General features: G+C 64.4%; 19 protein-coding genes. 11 read left to right on the forward strand and 8 right to left on the reverse strand.

Going from position 1 to position 20,334, the window contains the following annotated elements; translation table 11 throughout:
* The 7 genes from AC1DWI_RS00900 to otnI all read left to right on the forward strand — a co-directional run.
* Window positions 1–605 (forward strand): chromate resistance protein ChrB domain-containing protein (locus AC1DWI_RS00900; RefSeq protein ID WP_477724256.1); only part of this gene is annotated, 605 nt, incomplete at its 5' end.
* Window positions 602–1,951 carry a chromate efflux transporter gene (gene chrA / locus AC1DWI_RS00905; RefSeq protein WP_477724257.1) on the forward strand — a complete coding sequence of 450 codons (1,350 nt, stop codon included), beginning with the start codon at window positions 602–604 and terminating at the stop codon, window positions 1,949–1,951. The genes AC1DWI_RS00900 and chrA, both read left to right, overlap by 4 nt.
* Window positions 1,952–1,961: 10 nt before the next feature.
* Window positions 1,962–2,870 carry a Fe-Mn family superoxide dismutase gene (locus AC1DWI_RS00910; protein ID WP_477670447.1) on the forward strand — a complete coding sequence of 303 codons (909 nt, stop codon included), beginning with the start codon at window positions 1,962–1,964 and terminating at the stop codon, window positions 2,868–2,870.
* 10 nt (window positions 2,871–2,880) lie between these two features.
* A complete protein-coding gene (locus AC1DWI_RS00915) occupies window positions 2,881–3,807 on the forward strand; it encodes an amidohydrolase family protein (protein ID WP_477670448.1) in 927 nt (308 codons plus the stop codon).
* An 18-nt stretch (window positions 3,808–3,825) separates the two neighbouring features.
* Window positions 3,826–4,863 (forward strand): Cj0069 family protein, encoded by a 1,038-nt coding sequence (locus AC1DWI_RS00920; RefSeq protein WP_477670449.1) that lies wholly within the window; start codon window positions 3,826–3,828, stop codon window positions 4,861–4,863.
* Between the two features lie 103 nt (window positions 4,864–4,966).
* Window positions 4,967–6,844, forward strand: coding sequence for a SulP family inorganic anion transporter (locus AC1DWI_RS00925; RefSeq protein WP_477670450.1), 1,878 nt, complete (start codon window positions 4,967–4,969; stop codon window positions 6,842–6,844).
* Between the two features lie 5 nt (window positions 6,845–6,849).
* Entirely contained in the window at window positions 6,850–7,683 is an 834-nt protein-coding gene (gene otnI, locus AC1DWI_RS00930) for a 2-oxo-tetronate isomerase (RefSeq protein ID WP_477724258.1), read from the forward strand.
* 15 nt (window positions 7,684–7,698) lie between these two features.
* On the opposite strand, the gene alkB is transcribed toward otnI, so the two are convergent.
* The 4 genes from alkB to AC1DWI_RS00950 all read right to left on the reverse strand — a co-directional run bounded on the left by alkB (window position 7,699) and on the right by AC1DWI_RS00950 (window position 12,055).
* A complete protein-coding gene (gene alkB / locus AC1DWI_RS00935; protein WP_477670452.1) occupies window positions 7,699–8,352 on the reverse strand; it encodes a DNA oxidative demethylase AlkB in 654 nt (217 codons plus the stop codon).
* A 10-nt stretch (window positions 8,353–8,362) separates the two neighbouring features.
* Complete coding sequence (locus AC1DWI_RS00940; protein WP_477670453.1) at window positions 8,363–9,106, reverse strand: 2OG-Fe(II) oxygenase; 744 nt, start codon at window positions 9,104–9,106, stop codon at window positions 8,363–8,365.
* Window positions 9,107–9,207: 101 nt separating this feature from the next.
* On the reverse strand, window positions 9,208–9,621 hold the full coding sequence (cueR, locus tag AC1DWI_RS00945) for a Cu(I)-responsive transcriptional regulator (RefSeq protein WP_477670454.1): 414 nt from the start codon (window positions 9,619–9,621) through the stop codon (window positions 9,208–9,210).
* Entirely contained in the window at window positions 9,614–12,055 is a 2,442-nt protein-coding gene (locus AC1DWI_RS00950; protein WP_477670455.1) for a heavy metal translocating P-type ATPase, read from the reverse strand. The genes cueR and AC1DWI_RS00950 overlap by 8 nt, the downstream gene beginning before the upstream one ends.
* A 167-nt stretch (window positions 12,056–12,222) precedes the next feature.
* On the opposite strand from AC1DWI_RS00950, the gene AC1DWI_RS00955 reads away from it, so the two are divergent.
* Both AC1DWI_RS00955 and asd read left to right on the forward strand, forming a co-directional pair.
* Entirely contained in the window at window positions 12,223–12,411 is a 189-nt protein-coding gene (locus tag AC1DWI_RS00955; RefSeq protein WP_477670456.1) for a heavy-metal-associated domain-containing protein, read from the forward strand.
* Window positions 12,412–12,485: 74 nt separating this feature from the next.
* A complete protein-coding gene (gene asd, locus AC1DWI_RS00960; protein WP_477670457.1) occupies window positions 12,486–13,340 on the forward strand; it encodes an archaetidylserine decarboxylase in 855 nt (284 codons plus the stop codon).
* Here asd and AC1DWI_RS00965 read toward each other — a convergent pair.
* Window positions 13,337–14,203, reverse strand: coding sequence for a DUF72 domain-containing protein (locus AC1DWI_RS00965; RefSeq protein WP_477670458.1), 867 nt, complete (start codon window positions 14,201–14,203; stop codon window positions 13,337–13,339). The genes asd and AC1DWI_RS00965 overlap by 4 nt on opposite strands.
* A gap of 209 nt (window positions 14,204–14,412) precedes the next feature.
* Here AC1DWI_RS00965 and AC1DWI_RS00970 point away from each other — a divergent pair, with 209 nt between their 5' ends.
* Entirely contained in the window at window positions 14,413–15,888 is a 1,476-nt protein-coding gene (locus AC1DWI_RS00970) for a M20 family metallopeptidase (protein ID WP_457281927.1), read from the forward strand.
* Between the two features lie 73 nt (window positions 15,889–15,961).
* Complete coding sequence (locus AC1DWI_RS00975) at window positions 15,962–16,891, forward strand: lysophospholipase (RefSeq protein WP_477670459.1); 930 nt, start codon at window positions 15,962–15,964, stop codon at window positions 16,889–16,891.
* Between the two features lie 152 nt (window positions 16,892–17,043).
* On the opposite strand, the gene AC1DWI_RS00980 is transcribed toward AC1DWI_RS00975, so the two are convergent.
* The 3 genes from AC1DWI_RS00980 to AC1DWI_RS00990 form a co-directional block, all read right to left on the reverse strand.
* A complete protein-coding gene (locus tag AC1DWI_RS00980; protein ID WP_477670460.1) occupies window positions 17,044–18,213 on the reverse strand; it encodes an MFS transporter in 1,170 nt (389 codons plus the stop codon).
* A complete protein-coding gene (locus tag AC1DWI_RS00985) occupies window positions 18,210–18,974 on the reverse strand; it encodes a 16S rRNA (uracil(1498)-N(3))-methyltransferase (protein ID WP_477670461.1) in 765 nt (254 codons plus the stop codon). Before AC1DWI_RS00985 ends, AC1DWI_RS00980 begins: the two co-directional genes overlap by 4 nt.
* 102 nt (window positions 18,975–19,076) lie before the next feature.
* Window positions 19,077–20,334, reverse strand: a 1,258-nt coding sequence (locus AC1DWI_RS00990) for an aminoglycoside phosphotransferase family protein (protein ID WP_477724259.1), incomplete at its 5' end; no start/stop codon positions are given.

Genomic DNA, 20,334 nt, shown 5'->3' on the forward strand with positions numbered 1-20,334 from the left:
ACAAGACACTGCGCAGCCTTGAGCAGCAATTGCAGCAGGTCCAGGCAAGCGATTTCTTCCCGGGCAAGGAGAGCGCAGGGTGTGTTGAGGCCGTCTCGGCTCTGCGGCGTGAGATGGAACTTCACCTCTCGCCGGACGAGCCGTCGCCTACGAGGGCCGTTGTCCCCGCGCTTTCCATCAAGGACTACCAGGGCCGCACCTGGGCCACCCGCAAGCGCCCCTGGGTAGACCGCCTGGCCACAGCCTGGCTGGTGCGCCGCTTTATCGACAAGTCCCCGAACTTCATCTGGCTGGCGGAGCCGAAGAAGTGCCCTAAACAGGCTCTCGGCTACGACTTCGACGGAGCGGCCTTCACGCACGTGGGTGAACTGGTGACCTTTGAGGTCGTCGCCAGGAGCTTCGGCCTTGACGAGAAGCCCGCCCTGGCGCGGCTCGGTCAGCTTGTGCATTACATCGACGTCGGGGGCATTCCGCTCGACGAAGCGCCGGGCATCGAAATGATCGTTCGCGGTTTGCAAGCGCAGCACGCGGACGACGACCAGCTGCTTGAGGCGGCGCTCGCATTTTTTGACACCCTGCACGCCGCTCTGAAGGCCGCCAAATGACCACTGATACCGTCGACCAGACAGGGCCCCAACCCATCACTCGCGGGGAAGCGTTCTCCTTCTGGTTGAAGCTTGGCTTCATCAGCTTCGGCGGGCCCGCAGGGCAAATAGCCATCATGCACGAGGAGCTCGTAGAGCGCCGGCGCTGGATTTCCGAGAACCGCTTCCTGCACGCCTTGAACTACTGCATGCTGCTGCCCGGCCCGGAGGYGCAGCAACTCGCGACCTACATCGGGTGGTTGATGCACCGCACGTGGGGCGGCATTGTCGCCGGCGGGCTGTTCGTCCTGCCGTCGCTGTTTCTGCTGATTGCACTGTCGTGGGTCTACATGGCTTTCGGCCACGTCCCGGCCATCGCGGGCCTGTTCTACGGCATCAAGCCAGCCGTCACCGCACTGGTCGTGCATGCCGCCTACCGGGTTGGCTCCCGCGCCCTCAAAAACGGCTGGTTGTGGGGCATCGCGGCGGCGGCGTTTATCTCCATCTTTGCATTCAACATACCGTTCCCGTTGATCGTGCTCGCGGCGGGCGCCATCGGCTACCTCGGCGGGAAGTACGCACCCGACAAGTTCAAGACCGGCGGCCACGGCGCGTCCACCAAGCAGTTCGGTCCGGCCCTCATCGATGACCACACGCCCACACCCGCCCACGCGTTCTTCACCTGGAAGCGCGCCAGGCAAGTGCTGGTCGTCTGCCTGGGCCTGTGGATAGCCGCCATCGGCGCTCTCACGGCTGCATACGGGTGGGACGCGGTGCTCACACAGATGGCATGGTTCTTCACCAAGGCTGCGCTGCTGACGTTTGGCGGTGCCTATGCGGTGCTGCCCTACGTCTACCAGGGCGCAGTGGACAACTACCAATGGCTCACCGGCCCCCAGATGATTGACGGCCTGGCGCTCGGCGAGACCACGCCCGGCCCGTTGATCATGGTCGTCGCGTTTGTCGGCTTCGTCGGTGGCTGGACCAAGGCCATATTCGGCCCCGAGTCCCTGTTCCTGGCCGGTGCTGCCGCGGCGACGGTGGTCACCTTCTTCACTTTTCTGCCGTCGTTCTTCTTCATCCTGCTCGGCGGGCCTTTCATCGAGTCCACGCACGGCAACCTGAAGTTCACGGCTCCACTGACCGGCATCACAGCCGCGGTGGTGGGCGTGATCTTGAATCTCGCTGTGTTCTTTGCCTACCACGTGCTCTGGCCGCAAGGCCTCTCGGGCCGCTTCGAGTGGGCTTCATTCGTCATYGGAGTAGCGGCCGCCGTGGCGCTGTTTCGCTTCAAAGTTAGTGTCATTCCCGTCGTGTTGGTCTCCGGCGTCGTCGGGCTGGCGCTGCGGCTCAGCAACATTATTTAAAGGTGCACCCATGGACGCTCGAATTCACGACCTCTCCTTCGACCCTGCCGGCATGAATGGCCTTTCGGAGAAATTGCTGCGCAGCCACCACCAGAACAACTACAGCGGCGCCGTCAAGCGGCTGAATGCCATCCGCGGCCGGTTGCGGGAGATGCCTTTCGCGACTACACCCGGCTTCGACCTCAATGGTCTCAAGCGGGAAGAACTCATCGCGACCAACTCGATGCTGTTGCACGAGCTGTACTTCGACTGCCTGGGTGCCACCGGCGAGCCGCTGACACCGGCGGCGGTGCTCGCGCTGCAATCGAACTTCGGCAGCGTTGAACGATGGCGCGAGGAGTTCGTCGCGATGGGCAAGGCCCTGGCCGGCGGATCCGGCTGGGTGCTGCTGGTATTCCAGCCGCGCGAGGGAACCCTTGTGAACCAGTGGGCCGCGGACCACACGCACGCGGTGGCGGGTGGCATCCCCATCCTGGCGCTCGACATGTACGAGCACGCCTACCACCTGGATTTCGGCGCGGCCGCCGGCCAGTATGTCGATGCCTTCATGGAGAACATCAACTGGACGCGCGTGTACGAGCGCTACCAGGCCGCGGTGGAGGCTTCAAGCGAGCCGTTCGCAGCCACTGCCGACGACCTCGCCGGTGCCCATGTTCTGGATGTGCGGCGGGCAGGGGTCTTCGACCAGGCGGACTCGCTCATTCCCGGTGCGCAGTGGCGAGACCCGGCCCAGGTGAACGCCTGGTCGGCGCAGCTGCCCAAGGACAAGCCCGTGATGGTCTATTGCGTTTACGGGCACGAGGTCGGACGATCCACGACCATGCGCCTGCGTGCAGCAGGGGTCGATGCCAGGTTCCTGAGCGGCGGTATTGACGGCTGGAAAGCCGCGGGCCGGCCGCTCGCGGCAAAGCAAACCTGAGGCGTGATCCATGGACGTGATCGACTTTCACTGCCACTTCGCCGGAGCGGGCATTCCGGTCGATGCGTCCAGAGGCAGTCCACCAGCCCAGAAGGAATTCTGGGACGGCGTAAGCAGGCGGCTGACGCAAGAGGCGGCATTGCTTGCGTCGCTGCAGACGGCAGGCGTGACGAGTCGAGTCATCAACACGTCCCTCGAGTTCGTCTTGGCCCCAGGCGAGGAGGCGGACATTGACACCATCCGCAAAATAAACGATTCGATGGCAGAGGTGGTGCACCGCCACAGCGGTGTGTTGCACGGACTTGCCACCGTGGACGCCTACCGTGGCGAGGAGTCAGGCCGCGAATTGACGCGAGCAGTCAAGGAGCTGGGCCTGAAAGGCGTGTTCATCGAGAGCGCGAAAGGGGATCTGCTGCCCGATGCACCGGAAGCCAGGGCGACCTTTCTTGCGGCATCGGAGCTGGACGTTCCCGTGTTCCTGCACCCGGTGCCGGATGCGGCTCTGCGCCAGAAGTTTGGGCACACAGGAAAGTTCAGCGAACGTCTTTCGCGCGGCGCGATCAACAGCGCCGCCTTGCTTGCCATGGTGCACGCCGGCATGTTCGAAGAGATGCCCCATCTGAACGTCGTCGTCACTGCGCTTGCGCTTGGGGGTTTGATGCTCGGGGAATGCCTGGCGGATGGCGCGCGGATCGGCAAACACGCGTCGCCGCGGCGCAATGTTTACATCGACACGACAGGCACGCATCCGGTCATGCTGCGTGCGGCCATCGACCTTGTCGGGGAGGACCATGTCGTCACCGGCACGGATTGGCCGGTCGTGACTGAAACGGATCTGCCGGCCCGGCTCACCAGCCTGTTCGACCAGTGTGGCCTAGGCGAAGCCGGCCGGGAGCTGATCGCCAACGGAAATGCGCGGCGCCTGCTGCACGCGTAAGCCTTCAAGGAGCTGATCATGCCCAGACCTTCCGTCGCATTGCTCTATCCTGGCGATCGCGCCATGCGGGACCGCGCGGATCCAGCTGAAAGCCGCTTTGCCGCTTTGTTCGAGGCGTTTGCGAGCGCCGGAGTAAGCGCCGTCCCGGCCGTGTACAACGATGCCTTCGCCGAGGAAGTGGAGGCGCAGGTGCGCGACTGCCGCCTTGTGCTGACATGGTGCAACCCCATCGAGGGCGGACGAAGACGGGACGTCCTGGACGCCATGCTGCGGCGGGTTGCCGACTCGGGGGTTGTGGTCAGCGCGCACCCCGAGACCATCCTGAAGCTGGGAACCAAAGACGTCTTGCTTCACACGCGCGATCTCCCGTTCGGCAGCGACGTTTGCCGAGTCGAAAGCCTCAAACAGCTTGAGGAAGAATTGCCGGAACGGCTCCGCAAGGGCCCGCGGGTGCTCAAGCAATACCGGGGGCATAGTGGTATCGGTGTCTGGCGTGTGGAACTGGTGAGTCCCATTGGCACACCCGCGTGCCTGCGTGTGCGCCACGCCCAGCGCGGCAGCGACGAGGAGCTGATGGAGCTCCCGGCGCTGCTGGCAAGACTGGCTCCGTACTTCGAGCCGGCGAATGGCGGGCACATGATCGACCAGGCATGGCAACCACGGTTGGTGGAAGGCATGGTTCGGGCCTATTTGGTGGAGGACCGGGTCGAGGGGTTCGGACACCAGTCGGTGAATGCGCTCTACCCCGCCGCGCCTGGCCAGCCAGCGCCGCAATCCGGCCCGAGGCTGTACTACGCCGCGGACCTGCCGCAATTCCGGTACCTGAAGGAACGACTGGAGACCGAGTGGGTCGAGTTGCTTCGTGCACGCGTCGGCCTCGCGCGCGAGCGGCTTCCCTTCTTGTGGGACTGCGATTTCATGTTCGGCGAGCCTCTCGTCGATGCCTCTGAGTACTATGTGCTTTGCGAGATTAACGTCAGCAGCGTAGCGCCATTCCCGGACTCCGCAATCCAGCCACTGGTTTTGGCTGTGCAACGTCGTCTAGAGCAGATTTGATCGCTTGTCGGCGCTTGCCGGTTTGCTGTTGCGTTTGTCCGACCTGACCTGATCGCCGCTCTGGATGACCGGGGGCTGGGCGCGGTATGCTCAGGCCCTCGTGATGGAACCCTCAGCCCCCAGCGAATCCCGGTCATCGACCCTCCTCCTGGAACGCCTTTTTGGCGACTGGGTGCGCGAGGTGTCGCCTGCTACTGTGCGGGCCGATGCGATGGCGGGTCTCTTGGGCGCAGTGCTGGTGCTGCCGCAAGGCATTGCCTTCGCAACGCTGGCCGGCCTGCCGCCGGCCTACGGCCTTTACACCGCCGTGATTCCCTGCATCATCGCCGCGCTGTTCGGTTCCAGCCGGCATGTCATGTCGGGCCCTACAAACGCCAACTCGCTGGCTCTGTTCGCCATGCTCTCGCCGCTGGCCATGGCCTTTAGCCCGCTCTACATTCAGCTGGCGCTGGCCGTCACCGTGATGGTGGGAGTCATGCAGTGGCTGATTGGCGCGTTGCGCCTGGGTGTGCTGGCCAACTTCATTTCACCGGCGGTGCTGTTTGGTTTTACTTCGGGCGCTGCGCTGCTGATCGCTGTGCATGCGTTGCCCGACCTGCTGGGCCTGGCGGCTGCGCCTGAGCACAGCGCGGCCGCGGTTCTTGGACATGTTCTCACGCAGATCACTTCCGCCCAGCCCATGGCGCTGGGTGTTGCGGCCATCACCCTGGGTGTCGCGCTGCTGCTGCGCCACCTGCGCCGCAACTGGCCGTACATGTTGATCGGATTGGCGGTGGCCACTGCGCTGGCCTGGGTGTGGAGCGGCCTTCTTTATCCCGGTGCCGCACCCTCCGCCTCGTTGCGTACTGTGGGCCAGATCCCCGTACCCTGGCCGAGGTTCGAAGTGCCGCGCATCAGCTGGGCGCAGGCCGCCGACCTTATCGGCCTGGCGTTTGCGCTGACCATCGTCGCGCTGGGCCAGGCGATCTCGATCGCCAAGACGGTGGCGCTGCGCTCGGGCCAACGCATAGACGCCAACCGCGAGTTCCGCGGCCAGGGCCTGTCCAACATCGTCGGCGGGTTTTTCTCAAGCTACGTTTCCTGCGGCTCGATGAACCGCTCCATGCCCAACCTGGAGGCCGGTGCGCGCACCCCGCTGGCCTCGGTATTTTCGGCTTTGTTGCTGCTGGCGCTGGTGGCGGTGAGCGCGCCGCTACTCGCGCAAATCCCCATGGCCGCGCTGGCGGCGCTGCTGGTGCTGGTGGCGTTCGCGCTGCTGGACTTCGCACGCTGGCGCCAGCTGTTCACCTTGAGCCGCAGCGACTTTGGCGTGGCGATGGCCACCATGGTGGCGACCGTCACCATACGGCTGGAGATCGCGATCTTGCTGGGCATGATTTTGTCGCTGATGTCCTTCCTCTACCGCACGTCAAAGCCTGCGATGCGCACCATGGGTTTTGACAGCCGCGGGCTGGACCGGCAGTTTGTGGTGATCGACAACAGCGTTGATGCGGGGGTTGACGTCGTTTCCGCACAGAAGGCCGAAGCGTCGTCGGAAGCGACGCCCCAGGCCTTGCCTGAATGCCCGCAGCTCAAATTGCTGCGAATGGAAGGCGAGGTCTACTTTGGCGCGACACAGCACGTCGCCGACATCCTGCATTCGCTGCGCACCCAGCCTCAGCCGCAAAAACACCTGCTTGTCATGGGCAAGAGCATGAACTTCATTGATCTGGCCGGCGCCGAGCTGTGGGAGGCCGAGCTCGCCGCGCGCCGCGCCATGGGCGGTGACCTGTACTTCCACCGGCCGCGGCCTGAAGTCATCCGCATGTGGCGCAAAACGGGCTTTACCAGCGTGCTGGGGCCAGAGCACCAGTTCCCCGACAAGTTCACCGCGATCTCCACCATCTTCAATAAGCTGGACCCTGAAATTTGCCGCCACTGCACCGCGCGGATATTCTGGGAATGCCAGTCTGCGCCAGGCCCCGACACACCCACCCCCTGAAACCCATGCCCCAATTCGCCGCCAACCTTAGCTGGATGTACACCGAGCTTCCCATGGCCGAACGCTTTGCCGCAGCCGCTCGTGACGGTTTCACGGCCGTGGAAATCCTCTCGCCCTATGCATGGGAACCCGCGGCGCTCAAAGCCATCCTGCAGCAACACGGCCAGCAGCTGGTGCTGTTCAACGCACCGCCCGGTGGCGTCGATGTGGCCAGCATCGAGAAGGCTTGGGCAAGCTCGCAAAAAGGCACGGCCTGCCTGCCGGGCCATGAAGCGGAGTTCCGTGCCGGTATCGCGATTGCGCTGGAGTATKCGCAATCGCTGGGCTGCCCGCGCATCCACGTAATGGCGGGCGTACTGCCCGCCGGGGTGGAGCGCGAGGCGGTGCAACCGACCTATGTGAACAACCTGCGCGAGGCGGCCCCACTGGCGGCCAAGGTGGGTGTGGACCTGTTGATCGAGCCTATCAACACCCGCGACATTCCGCGCTTCTTTTTGAACCGGCAAGACCACGCACATGAAATCATCCGCGAAGTGGGTGCGCCCAACGTCAAGGTGCAGATGGATCTTTACCACTGCCAGATCGTTGAAGGCGACCTGGCCATGAAACTGCGCAAATACCTGCCCACGGGCCACGTCGGCCATCTGCAGATCGCGGGCGCACCCGGCCGCAATGAGCCAGATGTCGGTGAGATCAACTACCCCTATCTGTTCGCGCTGCTCGATGAGCTCGGCTACAGCGGTTGGGTAGGGTGTGAATACAAGCCGCTGCGCGGCGCAGAAGCCGGCGCTACGCAGGCCGGGCTGGGCTGGCTGAAAAGACTTCGCGAATGCGCCTGAGCGCGTTCGCAGCATTCAGCGCGCGCAACGAAACGTCAAATTGATGCGCTGCCTGCCCAGGCGCGCGTGTTCGCCCTCGGCCAGCGGTGCTACGCCGTGATAAGCCAGCCGCGACGGGCCGCCCCACACCGCCACGTCGCCATGCACCAGGCGGTATCGCGCGGGGCGGTCGCTGCGATTCAGGCCGCCGAACAAAAACACCGCCGGCAAGCCCATCGACACCGACACAATCGGCGCCTCCATGCTGCCTTCATCCTTGTCCTGGTGTAGCGAGAGGCGCGCTCCGGGCTCATAGCGGTTGATCAGGCAGGCGTCCGGCCGAAAATTGCCGAAACCCGCTTCCGCTGCGGCGTGCAGTGCCAGTTCGGCAAAGCAGGCTGGCATGGCCGGCCAGCGTCGGCCTGAAAGCGGGTCGTTCGCGTCATAGCGGTAACCGCTGTGATCGGACACCCAGCCCAGCGCGCCGCAATTGCTCATCGCGACCGACATGGTGTAGCCGCCCGGCGTGACCAGGTGGCGCAGCGGCGCGGCCGCGGTGACGTCTTGCACAGCTTGCAGCAACACTTCGTCCACCTCGCAGGCAAAGCCGCGCAGCAGCATGGCGCCTGGTGCCATCACCTCGGGCGCGGTGTATGGCGCCGGCACCTCATCGAAAAGCCCCAGGGTCACACCATCTCCTTTACTCAGCATCATGAAAAATAATGCCCAGCGTGTGCCGGCGGCCGCTACGCACCGTGCTCACGCCGTGCCGCATGTTGACCCGGTAAAAGCCGCGGCTGCCCTGCACCGGCCGGTGATGCACGGCAAACACCACGGCGTCGCCCTGCCGCAGCGGCACCACCTCGGGCCGCGACTGCATGCGCGGGCGCTGCTCCGTCAGCACAAACTCGCCGCCCGTGAAATCTTCGCCCGGGCGCGACAGCAGCACGGCGACCTGGATCGGGAACACGTGCTCGCCATACAGGTCCTGGTGCAGGCAGTTGTAGTCTCCAGGACCATATTGCAAGAGCAGCGGTGTAGGCCGCTGCTGGCCTGCCGCGTGACAGCGTGCGAGGAAATCGGCATGGACCGGCGGATAGCGCACGTCAATCCCCATGGCCTGGTTCCAGGCATTGGCCACGCCGACCAACCGCGGGTAAAGCGTGGTGCGCAGCCGCGCCACGATGTCCGGCAGCGGGTAGCGGAAGTACTGGTATTCGCCCTGGCCGAAGCCGTGGCGCTGCATCACCACCCGGCTGCGAAAGCGGCCCGCATCGGCATAGAGCGCGGTGACGGCCTCACATTCCTGCGCGCCCAGCAGCTGCGGCAGCACGGCGCTGCCGTAGCGGTTGAGTGTGGCTGTAATGTGCGCCCAGCCGCCTGTTCCGGCATCCGTGCCGGCGGATTCGGGCAACAGGCTGGGGGCATCGGAAACGGGCGGCATGCGGAAATCCTTTGAGGCGATGGGGCATCCATCAACGCATTCAGGATAAATCCGGCGGCTCGCTAACGCTCGCCGGAATCGGACATTTCATTCGACCTTGGTCAAGCAGCCAGCTCGGAGAGGATGGGGCAATCAGGCCGGCTGTTGCCCTGGCAGCAGTGCGCCAGGTGGCCCAGGGTCTGCTTCATCGCTTCCATCTCGGCAATACGGCGCTCCAGGTCGGCCACATGGGCCAGCGCGATGCGCTTGACGTCGGCACTCGCGCGGCGCTTGTTCTGCCATAACTTGAGCAACTCGGCGATCTCGATCATGCTGAACCCCAGCGCGCGGGCGCGGCGTATGAAGCGCAGCGTGTGCACTTCTTTTTCGCCGTACTGGCGGTAACCCGCATCGGTGCGGTGCACGGTGGGCAGCAGGCCCAGCGACTCGTAGTGGCGAATCATCTTGGCGGACACGCCCGTGTGCGCAGCGGCCTGGCCGATGTTGAGCGGACCAATATCAAATGTGTCAGTCATGGGTGCTCCCTTTCCAGCGGCGCAACAGCAGGGCGTTCATCACCACACTGGCGCTGCTCAGCGCCATGGCGGCGCCGGCGATGACGGGGCTGAGCAGCCCCAGCGCAGCCAGCGGAATACCGACCACGTTGTAAACAAAAGCCCAGAACAGGTTCTGGCGGATCTTGGCGTAGGTGCGGCGCGAAATATCGATGGCGTCCGCCACCAGCGCCGGGTTGCCGCGCATCAGCGTGATGCCGGCGGCGTGCATGGCCACGTCGGTGCCGGTGGACATCGCGATGCCCACATCGGCCGCGGCGAGGGCGGGTGCATCGTTGATGCCGTCGCCCACCATGGCCACACGCCCGCTTTGCGCTTGCGCAGCGGCCTTGAGTTGGCCGATGATGGCGGCTTTGTCTTGCGGCAACACCTGGCTGTGCACAAGGTCTATTCCGAGTTGCTGCGCCACGGCTTCGGCGCTGCCGCGGTTGTCGCCGGTCACCAAAGCGGTTTGAATGCCCAGTGCGTGGAGGCGGGAAATCGCCGGCGCCGCGCTGCTTTTGAGCATGTCGCCAAACGCCATCAGCCCGAGAAGCTGCGGTGTTCCGGTGACTTCGGCCAGCCACGACACCGTGCGGCCCTGGGCTTCGAGTTCTTTGGCGCGTGCATTCAGCGTGGCGAAGGTGTTCAGGTCCAGGCCCAGCTCCTGCATAAAGCGCGGGCTTCCGAGCCGCAGTTCGCGGCCTGCCACCACGGCGGCCATGCCGCGGCCGGCGACGGCGCGCAACTCCGTCGCTGCGGGAATCTCAAGCTGCTGCTCCGCCGCGCGCCGTGTGACCGCGCGGGCGAGCGGGTGTTCGCTGCCCGACTGGATGGCGGTCGACCAGGCCAGCAACTCGTTGGCAGCGATTGCGCTGGGCTCCAGCGCCACCAGTTCGGGTTTGCCCTCGGTCAGCGTGCCGGTCTTGTCAAAAGCCACTACCTTGACGCCGTGCGCCACTTCCAGCGCCTCCGCGTCCTTGATCAGGATACCCTGGCGTGCGGCGGCGCCCGTGCCCACCATGATGGCGGTAGGCGTGGCCAGACCGAGTGCACAGGGACAGGCGATTACCAGCACAGCGACCGCATTGAGGATGGCCGCCTCCCAGTCCTGCGTGGCCAGGCCCCAGCCCAGCAGCGTCACCAGGGCAATGGCAATTACCACAGGCACAAACACGGCGCTGACCTGGTCCACCAACCGTTGTATGGGTGCTTTTTTGGCTTGGGCCGATTCGACCATACGCACGATGCGGGCCAGCGTGGACTCCGCGCCTACGGCCGTGGTGCGCACCACGATCAGGCCTTCGGCATTGACGGCGCCGCCAGTCACGTGGTCGCCTGCGTACTTGGCAACTGGCAGGCTCTCGCCGGTGATCAGCGACTCGTCCACCTGCGTGGAACCCTCGACGATCTCGCCATCAACCGAGATGCGTTCGCCAGGGCGCACCACCACCAGGTCGCCGAGCTGTATGTCTTGCAAGGCTACGTCTTCGTCCTTTCCATCGCGCCGACGGCGCGCGGTGTCGGGGCGCAGCGCCTGCAACGCGCGGATGGCGGCGGTCGTCTGGTGTTTGGCGCGCGCTTCCATCCATTTGCCCAACAACACCAGTGTGATGACGACTGCCGAGGCTTCAAAATACAGGTGCGCCATGCCATGGCCGCCATGCCGCAGCAATTGATAGACGCTCAGGCCGTAGGCAGCTGAGGTGCCCAACGCGACCAGCAAATCCATATTGCCGGTGCGGGCGCGCAAGGCGCTCCAGCCGGCGCGGTAAAAACGTGCGCCCAGCCAGAACTGCACCGGCGTGGCCAGCAGCCATTGCCACCAGCCGCCCAGCATCCAGTCCTTGCCGAACAGCGCCCCCACCATGGGCAGCGCCAGCGGCGCAGACAGGACGGCTGCCAGCGCGATAGGCCACCAGGGCGCGCCAGTTTTGTCCACGGGGGTGCCCGAAGCGGGGATTTCGCTCGCCTGATAACCGGCTTTGGCCACTGCCGCCACCAGCGCCGGCAACATCGCGGCGTTGCCCGCGACGCGGACTTCGGCGGTCTCGGTCGCCAGGTTGACGCTGGCCGACAGCACCCCTGGCATTTGCTTGAGCGCTTTCTCGACGCGCGACACGCAGGAGGCGCAGGTCATGCCGTCTATTTTGAGCCGCAAGGATTGTTCGGCCACGCTGTAGCCGGCTTTGGCGACGGCGGTCTTCAGGGCGTCCATGCCGACACCGGCGCGCACCTTGACGCTGGCCTGTTCGGTCGCGAAATTGACGCTCACGTCCTCAACGCCCGGGACGTTGGCCAGCGAACGTTCCACACGCGCCACGCAGGACGCGCAACTCATGCCCTGGACGGGAAACTGCCACTCGGTCAGCGCCGGCATGACGGGAGATGTTTTTAACGTGGATGGGGTGTTCATGCCTGTAGTCTCAACCTTACCACCATGGGAGGGTCAAGCGCCTTGGTGTAATAGCCCTGAATCGAGGCAGGACTTGCCGGGCTACGCTTGACCCTGCCCCCATGGGAAGGTTCAGACTTCTGGGTAATCCCTGTACCAATCTCTCAGACAGCTTCCAAGGAGTCTTTATGGAATTCAATATCCCCGCCATGAGCTGCGGCCACTGCGTTGGCGCCGTCACCCAGGCCATCAAATCGCTGGATGCAGCGGCGCAGGTCAGTGTGGACTTGCCCGGCAAAAAGGTTGTGGTGCAATCCTCGCAAGACAGGCAAGCCGTGGCGGCTGCGCTGGCCGAGGCGGGTTATCCCGCACAGTAGTGCGCCGATATCCGGCGGGAAAGACGTTTCGGCGTCGATAGAATGGCCCTTCCTCCCTCCATTCAAGCCGCCTAGTGTCCGACCGACTCGCCGTCCTCCCCCAATACCTGTTTCCCAAGCAGGCGCTGACCAACTTTGCCGGTTTTGTAGCTTCGCGCGAGCGTGGCTGGGTCACCACCGAAATCATCCGCCGCTTTGTCGCCAAGTACCAGGTCAACATGGACGAGGCGCTCAACTCCGACATTGCGAGCTATCTCACCTTCAACGACTTCTTCACGCGTGCGCTCAAGCCCGGCGCGCGACCGCTGGCTGATGCCGAGCTGATTTCGCCGGTGGACGGTGCGATCAGCCAGTTCGGTGCGATCGAGAAGGACCAGATCTTTCAGGCCAAGGGTCACAGTTATTCGACTACTGCGTTGGTGGGCGGGGATGCGGCGCTGGCGGCGCATTACCAGGACGGCCATTTCGCTACGCTCTATCTGAGCCCCCGGGACTACCACCGCATCCACATGCCTGCAGGCGGTCGGCTGACGCGCATGATTTATGTGCCGGGCGACCTGTTTTCCGTCAATCCCGTTACCGCACGCGGCGTGCCGGGGCTGTTCGCGCGCAATGAGCGCGTGGTCTGCGTTTTCGAATCGGCGCGCGGGCCCTTTGTGCTGGTGCTGGTCGGCGCGACCATCGTTGGCAGCATGGCCACGGTGTGGCACGGCGTGGTGAACCCGCCGCGCGGCAAGGTGGTGCGGCAATGGGATTACCCCGACGAGCCAACCTCCGCCATCCGCCTCAAGCAGGGCGAGGAAATGGGCCGCTTCCTGCTGGGCTCCACCGTCGTCATGCTGTTTCCCAAAGGGCCGCTGCAGTTCAATGCCGAGTGGGCGCCCGGCCGCGAAATACGGCTCGGCGAAGCCATGGCGGTCTACGGTTAAGCAGAGGGTGTGAAGCCCAGGCGGTTTAAAAACGCCATCGCTGCCGCCGGCGCCCTTTCCTTGGCGCCGTTGATGAAATACACAAACACGTCGCGCGGCTTGCCCTGTGCCGGGGCTTCTTCCAGCGTCGGCAGGTCGGCCGGCGCGGAGCCGTCAGCCCATTGCCGCGCGCGCTCAGCCCAGGCGTTCAGCGCGCTTTCCTCGTAGCCGGTCTCCAGGCCTGATTCGCTCATCATGAGGCGGGCATAGGCGAAGTCACCCGTGAGGTCGGCGAAAGACGGAAATTTGTCAGCGTCGGTAAATACAGTGGCGACCTTGTAACGGCGCGCCAACGCCAGGTAATCGGGCGACATAAAGCTCTCGTGGCGAACGTCGACGACATGGCGCAGCGCCCGGCCGTCCACCTGTTTGGGCAGCAGCGACAGAAACGCCTCGAAATCCCCTGCCTCAAACACCTTGCCGGGCATGAATTGCCAGACGATGGGGCCCAGCTTGTCGCCCAGTTCGCTGATGCCGCTTTCAGTGAAGCGCTGGATGGACTCGCCCGCCTCGGCCAGCACGCGGCGGTTGGTCGCGTAGCGCGAGGCCTTGAGGGAAAACATGAAGTTGTCCGGCGTCTCGTCGTGCCACTTCCTGAAGCTGGCCGGCTTCAGCGTGCCGTAGTAGGTGCCGTTGACCTCGATGGCGCTCAGCCGGCGGCTTGCGTATTCGAGTTCGCGGCTGTGCGCCAGGCCGGCTGGGAAAAAGTTGTCGCGCCAGGGCTCAAAGGTCCAGCCGCCCACGCCAGCGCGGATGCGGGAATCGGCTACCGTGGCTGGCGTGGCGGCGGAAGATGGCGTGTGTGCGCGGCTTGCTGGTGTCATGGCGGCTCCGTGGCGTACTTGTCTGCTTTCTCGTCCAATTGGAGGAGTTATCTTTGTCCACGCCGCCCGCGATGCGCTGTAGGTTGAATTCTCCAATTGCGGGTCTTCCCGTGGCCGGTGGCGCGGTCTGTGTCGGAAGCGTACAGTAGCAGGTGCCGTAGCAAAATGCTGCCCTAAAAGCCGATATCCTTGTTCCCGGAGCCTTTCCAATGAACGCCCCACTGCACCGCGAAATCCCCGCCAGCATCCTTAACGCCGCCCAGGCCCTGTCCCAGGTCACGGCCCAATGGGACGGCGACATCGTCAAACAGATCACCGACTACATCTCCATCCCAGCCAAGTCCCCCACGTTTGACAGCGACTGGGCGCAGCACGGCTTCATCGACACCGTCATGCGCAATGCGGCGGCCTGGGTCGAGGCGCAGAAGGTCGAAGGCCTCAAGCTGGAGATCGTGCGCCTCGAAGGCCGCACCCCGGTGCTGTTCTTTGAGATCCCGGCCACGCGCGCCGATTCGACGCAAACCGTGTTGATGTACGGCCACCTCGACAAGCAGCCCGAATTCACCGGTTGGCGCAATGATTTGAGCCCCTGGATGGCCAAGTACGAAGACGGAAAGCTTTATGGCCGTGGCGCCGCCGACGATGGGTATGCGGTCTACGCCAGCATTGCCGCGGTGCAGGCGCTCAAAGCGCAGAACGTGCCGCACCCGCGCATCGTTGGCCTGATCGAAACCTGCGAGGAAAGCGGCTCCTATGATTTGCTGCCTTACGTCAATGCGTTGCGTGAGCGCCTGGGCGACGTCGCGCTGGTGGTGTGCCTGGATTCCGGCGCGGGCAACTACGACCAGCTGTGGCTGACCACCAGCCTGCGCGGCAACGCGGCGGGCGTGCTCAAGGTGGAAATCCTCACCGAAGGCGTGCACTCCGGCGACGCCAGCGGCCTGGTGCCGTCGAGCTTTCGCATCATGCGCCAGGTGCTGGACCGCCTGGAAGACAGCAAGACCGGTCGCCTGCTACCGCAAAGCTTTCACTGTGAGGTTCCGGCTGACCGGCTGGCGCAGGCGCAGGCCACGGCCAAAATCCTCGGCGAGGAAATCTACAAGCGTTTTCCGTGGGCGCACTACGACTGCGAAGGCTCCAGCGCATTTGCCTTGCCCACCACGACTGACCCGGTGGAAGCCCTGCTCAACCGCACCTGGCGCCCGACGCTGAGCGTGACGGGTGCCGAAGGTTTTCCAGCCCTCAAGGATGCGGGCAATGTGCTGCGCCCCTACACCGCCTTCAAGCTCTCGCTGCGTTTTCCGCCGCTGATCGACGCTGGCGCGGCGGTGCAGGAACTCAAGACACTGCTGGAAGACAATGCGCCTTACCAGGCCAAAGTCACGTTTGAAAGCAACGGCGGCGCCACCGGCTGGAACGCGCCCAGCACCGTACCCTGGTTTGAGAACGCGCTCAACGATGCGTCGCAAAGCTTCTTCGGCGCGCCCTGCGGCACCATAGGCCAGGGCGGAACCATTCCGCTGATGAACATGCTGAGCAAGGGCTTCCCCAAGGCGCAGATGATGGTTTGCGGTGTGCTCGGCCCCAAGAGCAATGCGCACGGCCCCAACGAGTTCCTGAACGTGCCTTACGCCAAGAAGCTGACCGCCGCGGTCGCGCATGTGATGGCCCGCGTTCCCGGTTGATGCGGGTGAGCTACCCTTCTTTGCGCCGCGGTTTGCCGGCAGCGCTTGTTTCAAGCCAGGCTTTTGCTGCCGCATGCATTCCACCGTCCTAGCGCCTTTCACCGCCCGCGACGGCGAGAACCTGGCTCTCTATGAGTGGCCACTGGATGCTTTGGCCATCGAAATGGGTCAACATGCGTTGCCGCCGCGCGCCATGGTGCTGCTGGTCCATGGCTTGGGCGAGCACGCCAGCCGCTACGACCATGTCGCCAGCCAATTGCTCGACTGGGGTTTTGCCGTGCGTGCCTACGACCAGCGCGGCCATGGCGAATCGGGCGGGTTCCGTGGTGTGCTGCCCAATGAGACTGCACTGCTGGACGACCTGGCCGAAATAGTCGACGACACGCGCCTGCGTTGCGTGCGCCTTCTGGAGGAGGTCAACGCGGACGGACGAAGCCCGCAGCCGCCTGCGCATCTTCCCCTGGTTCTGCTTGGCCACAGCATGGGCGGTCTGGTGGTGAGCCGGTTTGTCGCGCTGGGCATTCGCCCCGTGGATGGCCTCGTGATGTCTTCTCCCGCGCTGGATCCGGGGCTCAACGCCTTGCAAAAGCTGCTGCTGGCCTTTATGCCGAGGCTGGCACCCGACCTGTGTGTAGGCAACGGCCTGGACGCGCGCTACATCTCGCACGATGAAGAGGTGGTCAAAAAATACTTCACCGACCGGCTGGTGCACGACAGAATCTCGCCACGCCTGGGCAAATTCATCGCAACAGCGGGTCCCGCGACGGTGGCGGCCGCCGCCCAATGGCGCACGCCTACGCTGCTGATGTATGCGGGTGCGGACCGGCTTGTCAATCCGGCCGGCAGCCGCGCTTTCGCGGAAAACGCGGCCAACTCACCGGCCGTGACCGCCGGCATGGTGACGTCGCGGTGCTTTGAGGGCCTCTATCACGAGATATTCAATGAAGTCGAGTCGGAGCCGGTGTTTGACACGCTCAAGGCCTGGCTGGACGCCCGCTTCTAGCGGTTAAGAAAATCTCAAGAGAAATTCGGCTTCAGCCCAATAAGAACGGGCGCAAACAGCTATAAAAACAATAGCAATAACTGGCGGCATCGCCGGGTTCCATGCCCAGCCTGGCCGCAATGTCGGACACGGTGCGAGGCGTAACCAGGTTCTCAGGCCTTCTGTCCCTTGCGTTGGCCGACTGCAAGCCAGGCCAGCGCGGCGGCGGTGAGCCCCAGCGGCAGCAGCGACCCCAGGTTCAACAGCGCCCAGCCTTGGGTGGTCACCAGCACGCCGGAGGCCAGCGAGGAAACCGCCAGCACGGCAAAAATACAGAAATTGAGCGCGCCCTGCGCCTTGTCTTTTTCTTCCGGCCGATAGGTCTCAAGCGCCAGGGTGGTGCTGCCGGTGAAAAGAAAATTCCAGCCCAGGCCCAGTAAAAAGAGCGCCGCCAGAAATTCCTTGAGCTCCACGCCCGAGAGCGCGATCAGCACGCACACCCCATTGAGCGCCAGACCCACCGCCATGATGGGCAAAGTGCCGAAGCGCCGGATCAGGTGACCGGTGAAAAAACCGGGTGCGAACATGCCGATCACGTGCCACTCCAGCACCAGCGCGACGCTGGAAAACGGCAGGCCGCAAACCTGCATCGCAATTGGCGTGGCCGCCATCAGCAGGTTCATCACGCCAAAGCCCAGGGCACCGGCTGCGGCGGCCACGATGAAGATCGGCTGCCGCATGATTTCGCGAAGYGGCCGGCCACCGCGGCTGGCATGCGCCTCGGGCGGCGGCGGAAACCGGATGAATGCCAGCAGCGCCATCGACAGCAGCGCCACGCCGGCCAGCGCCAGGTAGGCGCCTGCAAAGGGCACGTCGGTCAGCCCCCGCGTAGAGGCCGCCAGGTTGGGCCCGGCGACGGCGCCCAGCAGGCCGCCTGCCATGACCAGGGAAATGGCTTTTTCGCGAAAAGCAGGCTGGGCGAGCTCGGCCGCGGCAAAGCGGTAGAGCTGCGCATTGGCGCTGTAGTAGCCCGCCACCACGGTGGCGGCCACCAGAAGCCAGAAATTTTTGCTGTAAGCCGCATAGCAGCACAGCAGGGCCGAGGCGGCGGCCACCAGCAGGCCCAGCTGGAAGGAAATCTTGCGCCCGAAGCGCATTTGCGTGCGCGCCACCACGGACGTGGACAGCGCGCCACCCACCACGTAGCCCATGACGGGTAGTGTCGCCATCCAGCCCAGCGGCGCCAGGTTCAGGCCGACCAGGCCGTTGATGGCGATGAAGGTGACGTTGTTGGTGAGAAAGAGGCCCTGGCAGACGGCCAGCAGCCAGAGATTGCGGTTCATGGCGTGCCGCTTGTCAGTGCGAGAAACGACAGGCAGGCGAGCGGTGCGGTTTCGGCCCGAAGCACGCGCGGGCCGAGGGTGACGGCCGCAAAGCCGCAAGCCATGGCCGCAGCCTCTTCAGCCGCGCTGAGGCCGCCCTCGGGACCGCTCAGGAAGGTCAGTGCGCCGGCATCAGCTGCGGCCACCGCTTCGGCCAGCGGCCGGCTGCCGTCTTGTAATGAGAGTAGCAGCCGGGTGCCGCCAGCTGCGCCCTGCCCCGCGCCTTTGAGCCAGTCAGACAGGTTAGCGACGTCGTGAACGGGTGGTATGCGGCTGCGGCCGCATTGCTCACAGGCCGCGACGGCGACGCCCCGCCAGTGCGCGATTTTTTTGTCGGCTCGCTCACCCTTGATGCGCAGCACGCTGCGCTCGCTCATCAAGGGCTGGATGCTGGCCACGCCCAATTCGGCGGCTTTTTCAATCAGCCAGTCCATGCGGTCATTGGCGGGCATGCCGACGGCCAGGTGAATGGAGCGGCTGGCTTCGCGTGCCGTGGCGGTGTAGCCGCCGATAAGGACCTCCACATCGCTGCGGCCCATGCGCTCGACGGTGGCTGCAAATTCCCCTTCGCTGCCGGGCTGGCCGTTGCCTTGGCCGTTGAATATTGTCAGGGCGTCGCCGGGCTGCATCCGCAAGACCTGGACGTGGCGCGCAGTGGACGGCGGCAGGCTGACGACGCTGCCGGGCGCCAGTGCGATGTCAGCGAAAAACCGGGCGGTCATGGTGCTGGTGCAGGAAGATGCATTGTTAGGACTTTGCCGTGAACGCTATAAAAATAATAGCTGCTGGCGCAGAACCAGCAAGCGCTACAGCCCGATTGTGCATCAAAAGGTGTAGCCCACACGGGTTTCGTTACCCTCAATCTCGTCGAGCAGCACCATCAGCGGCCCCAGTTGCCGGTAGCGCGCGGCGGTGTTGCGGGCGTATTTGATGAAGCGGGGTGTGTCGGCCAGGTATTTGGGCTTGCCGTCGCGCAGCGTGAGGCGCGCAAAGATGCCCAGAATCTTGAGGTGGCGCTGCAGGCCCATCCATTCCACGGCCCGGTAAAACTCGCCAAAATCGTCGCCGACCGGCAGGCCCGCCTTGCGGGCTTTTTGCCAATAGCGCACGGTGATGTCCAGTACGAAATCTTCTTCCCAGCTCAGGAAGGCGTCGCGCATCAGGCTGGCGATGTCGTAGGTGATGGGGCCGTAGACCGCGTCCTGAAAGTCCAGCACGCCCAAAGGTGGAGCCCCCACGCTTGTCGCTTCGCGTACTGCGCTGCCCCGTTTCGATACGCTGCGGGGCTCGTTCCCTAGGGGCGGCCCGTCGGAAAATTGCATGCCCCCTGCGTTGCTGGGCCGGGTGATCATCAGGTTGCGAGGCATGAAGTCGCGGTGCACAAACACCCGTGCGCCATCCAGCGAATTCAGATTGCTGGCCTTGATCTGTTCGAAGATGGCGTTCAGCTTGTCCTGAAGGCCAGAGTCCAGCGCCAGGCTGCGATGTTTGGCGACATACCAGTCTGGAAAGAGCGATAGCTCGCGAGACAGAAGTGCGTCGTCATAGGGCGGAAGCACGCCGGGCGTGGAGGCGAGTTGCCAGCGCACCAGGGCCTCCACCGCATCCACATACAGGTCGTAGTGCGCCGGAGTGGGGCTGGCGATAGCGTCAACCTCGGCGGGCGGTCTAATTGCTTCCATCATGGTCTGCGCACCCAGGTCGCTTAGCAGCATGAAGCCCATTGGTTCATCCCAGGCCAGTACGCGCGGGGCAATCAAGCCGGCGCCGTTCATCAGGCCGGCGACCTTGACGAAAGGTTTGCAATCTTCCTGTGCAGGTGGTGCGTCCATGACGATGTAACTGCCATCGCCTGTTGCGGCGTCCACCCGGAAGTAGCGCCGAAAACTTGCGTCAGCTGATGCCGGCCTGATGGTGTCGACCCGCAGGTTGTGCTGGCGGGCAGCGGCGGTCAGCCAGGCTTCGAAAGCCATGGCACGTGCCGGGTCGGCCCAGGCAATGGAGGGAGTGGTCATGTTTCTGGAGTCCCTGCCAGCCCTGCAATTGGGCGCTGGTTCGACATTGTGGGGACGGGGTGGAGGG

The sequence above is a fragment of the Polaromonas sp. P3_C2 genome (genome assembly GCF_056402675.1).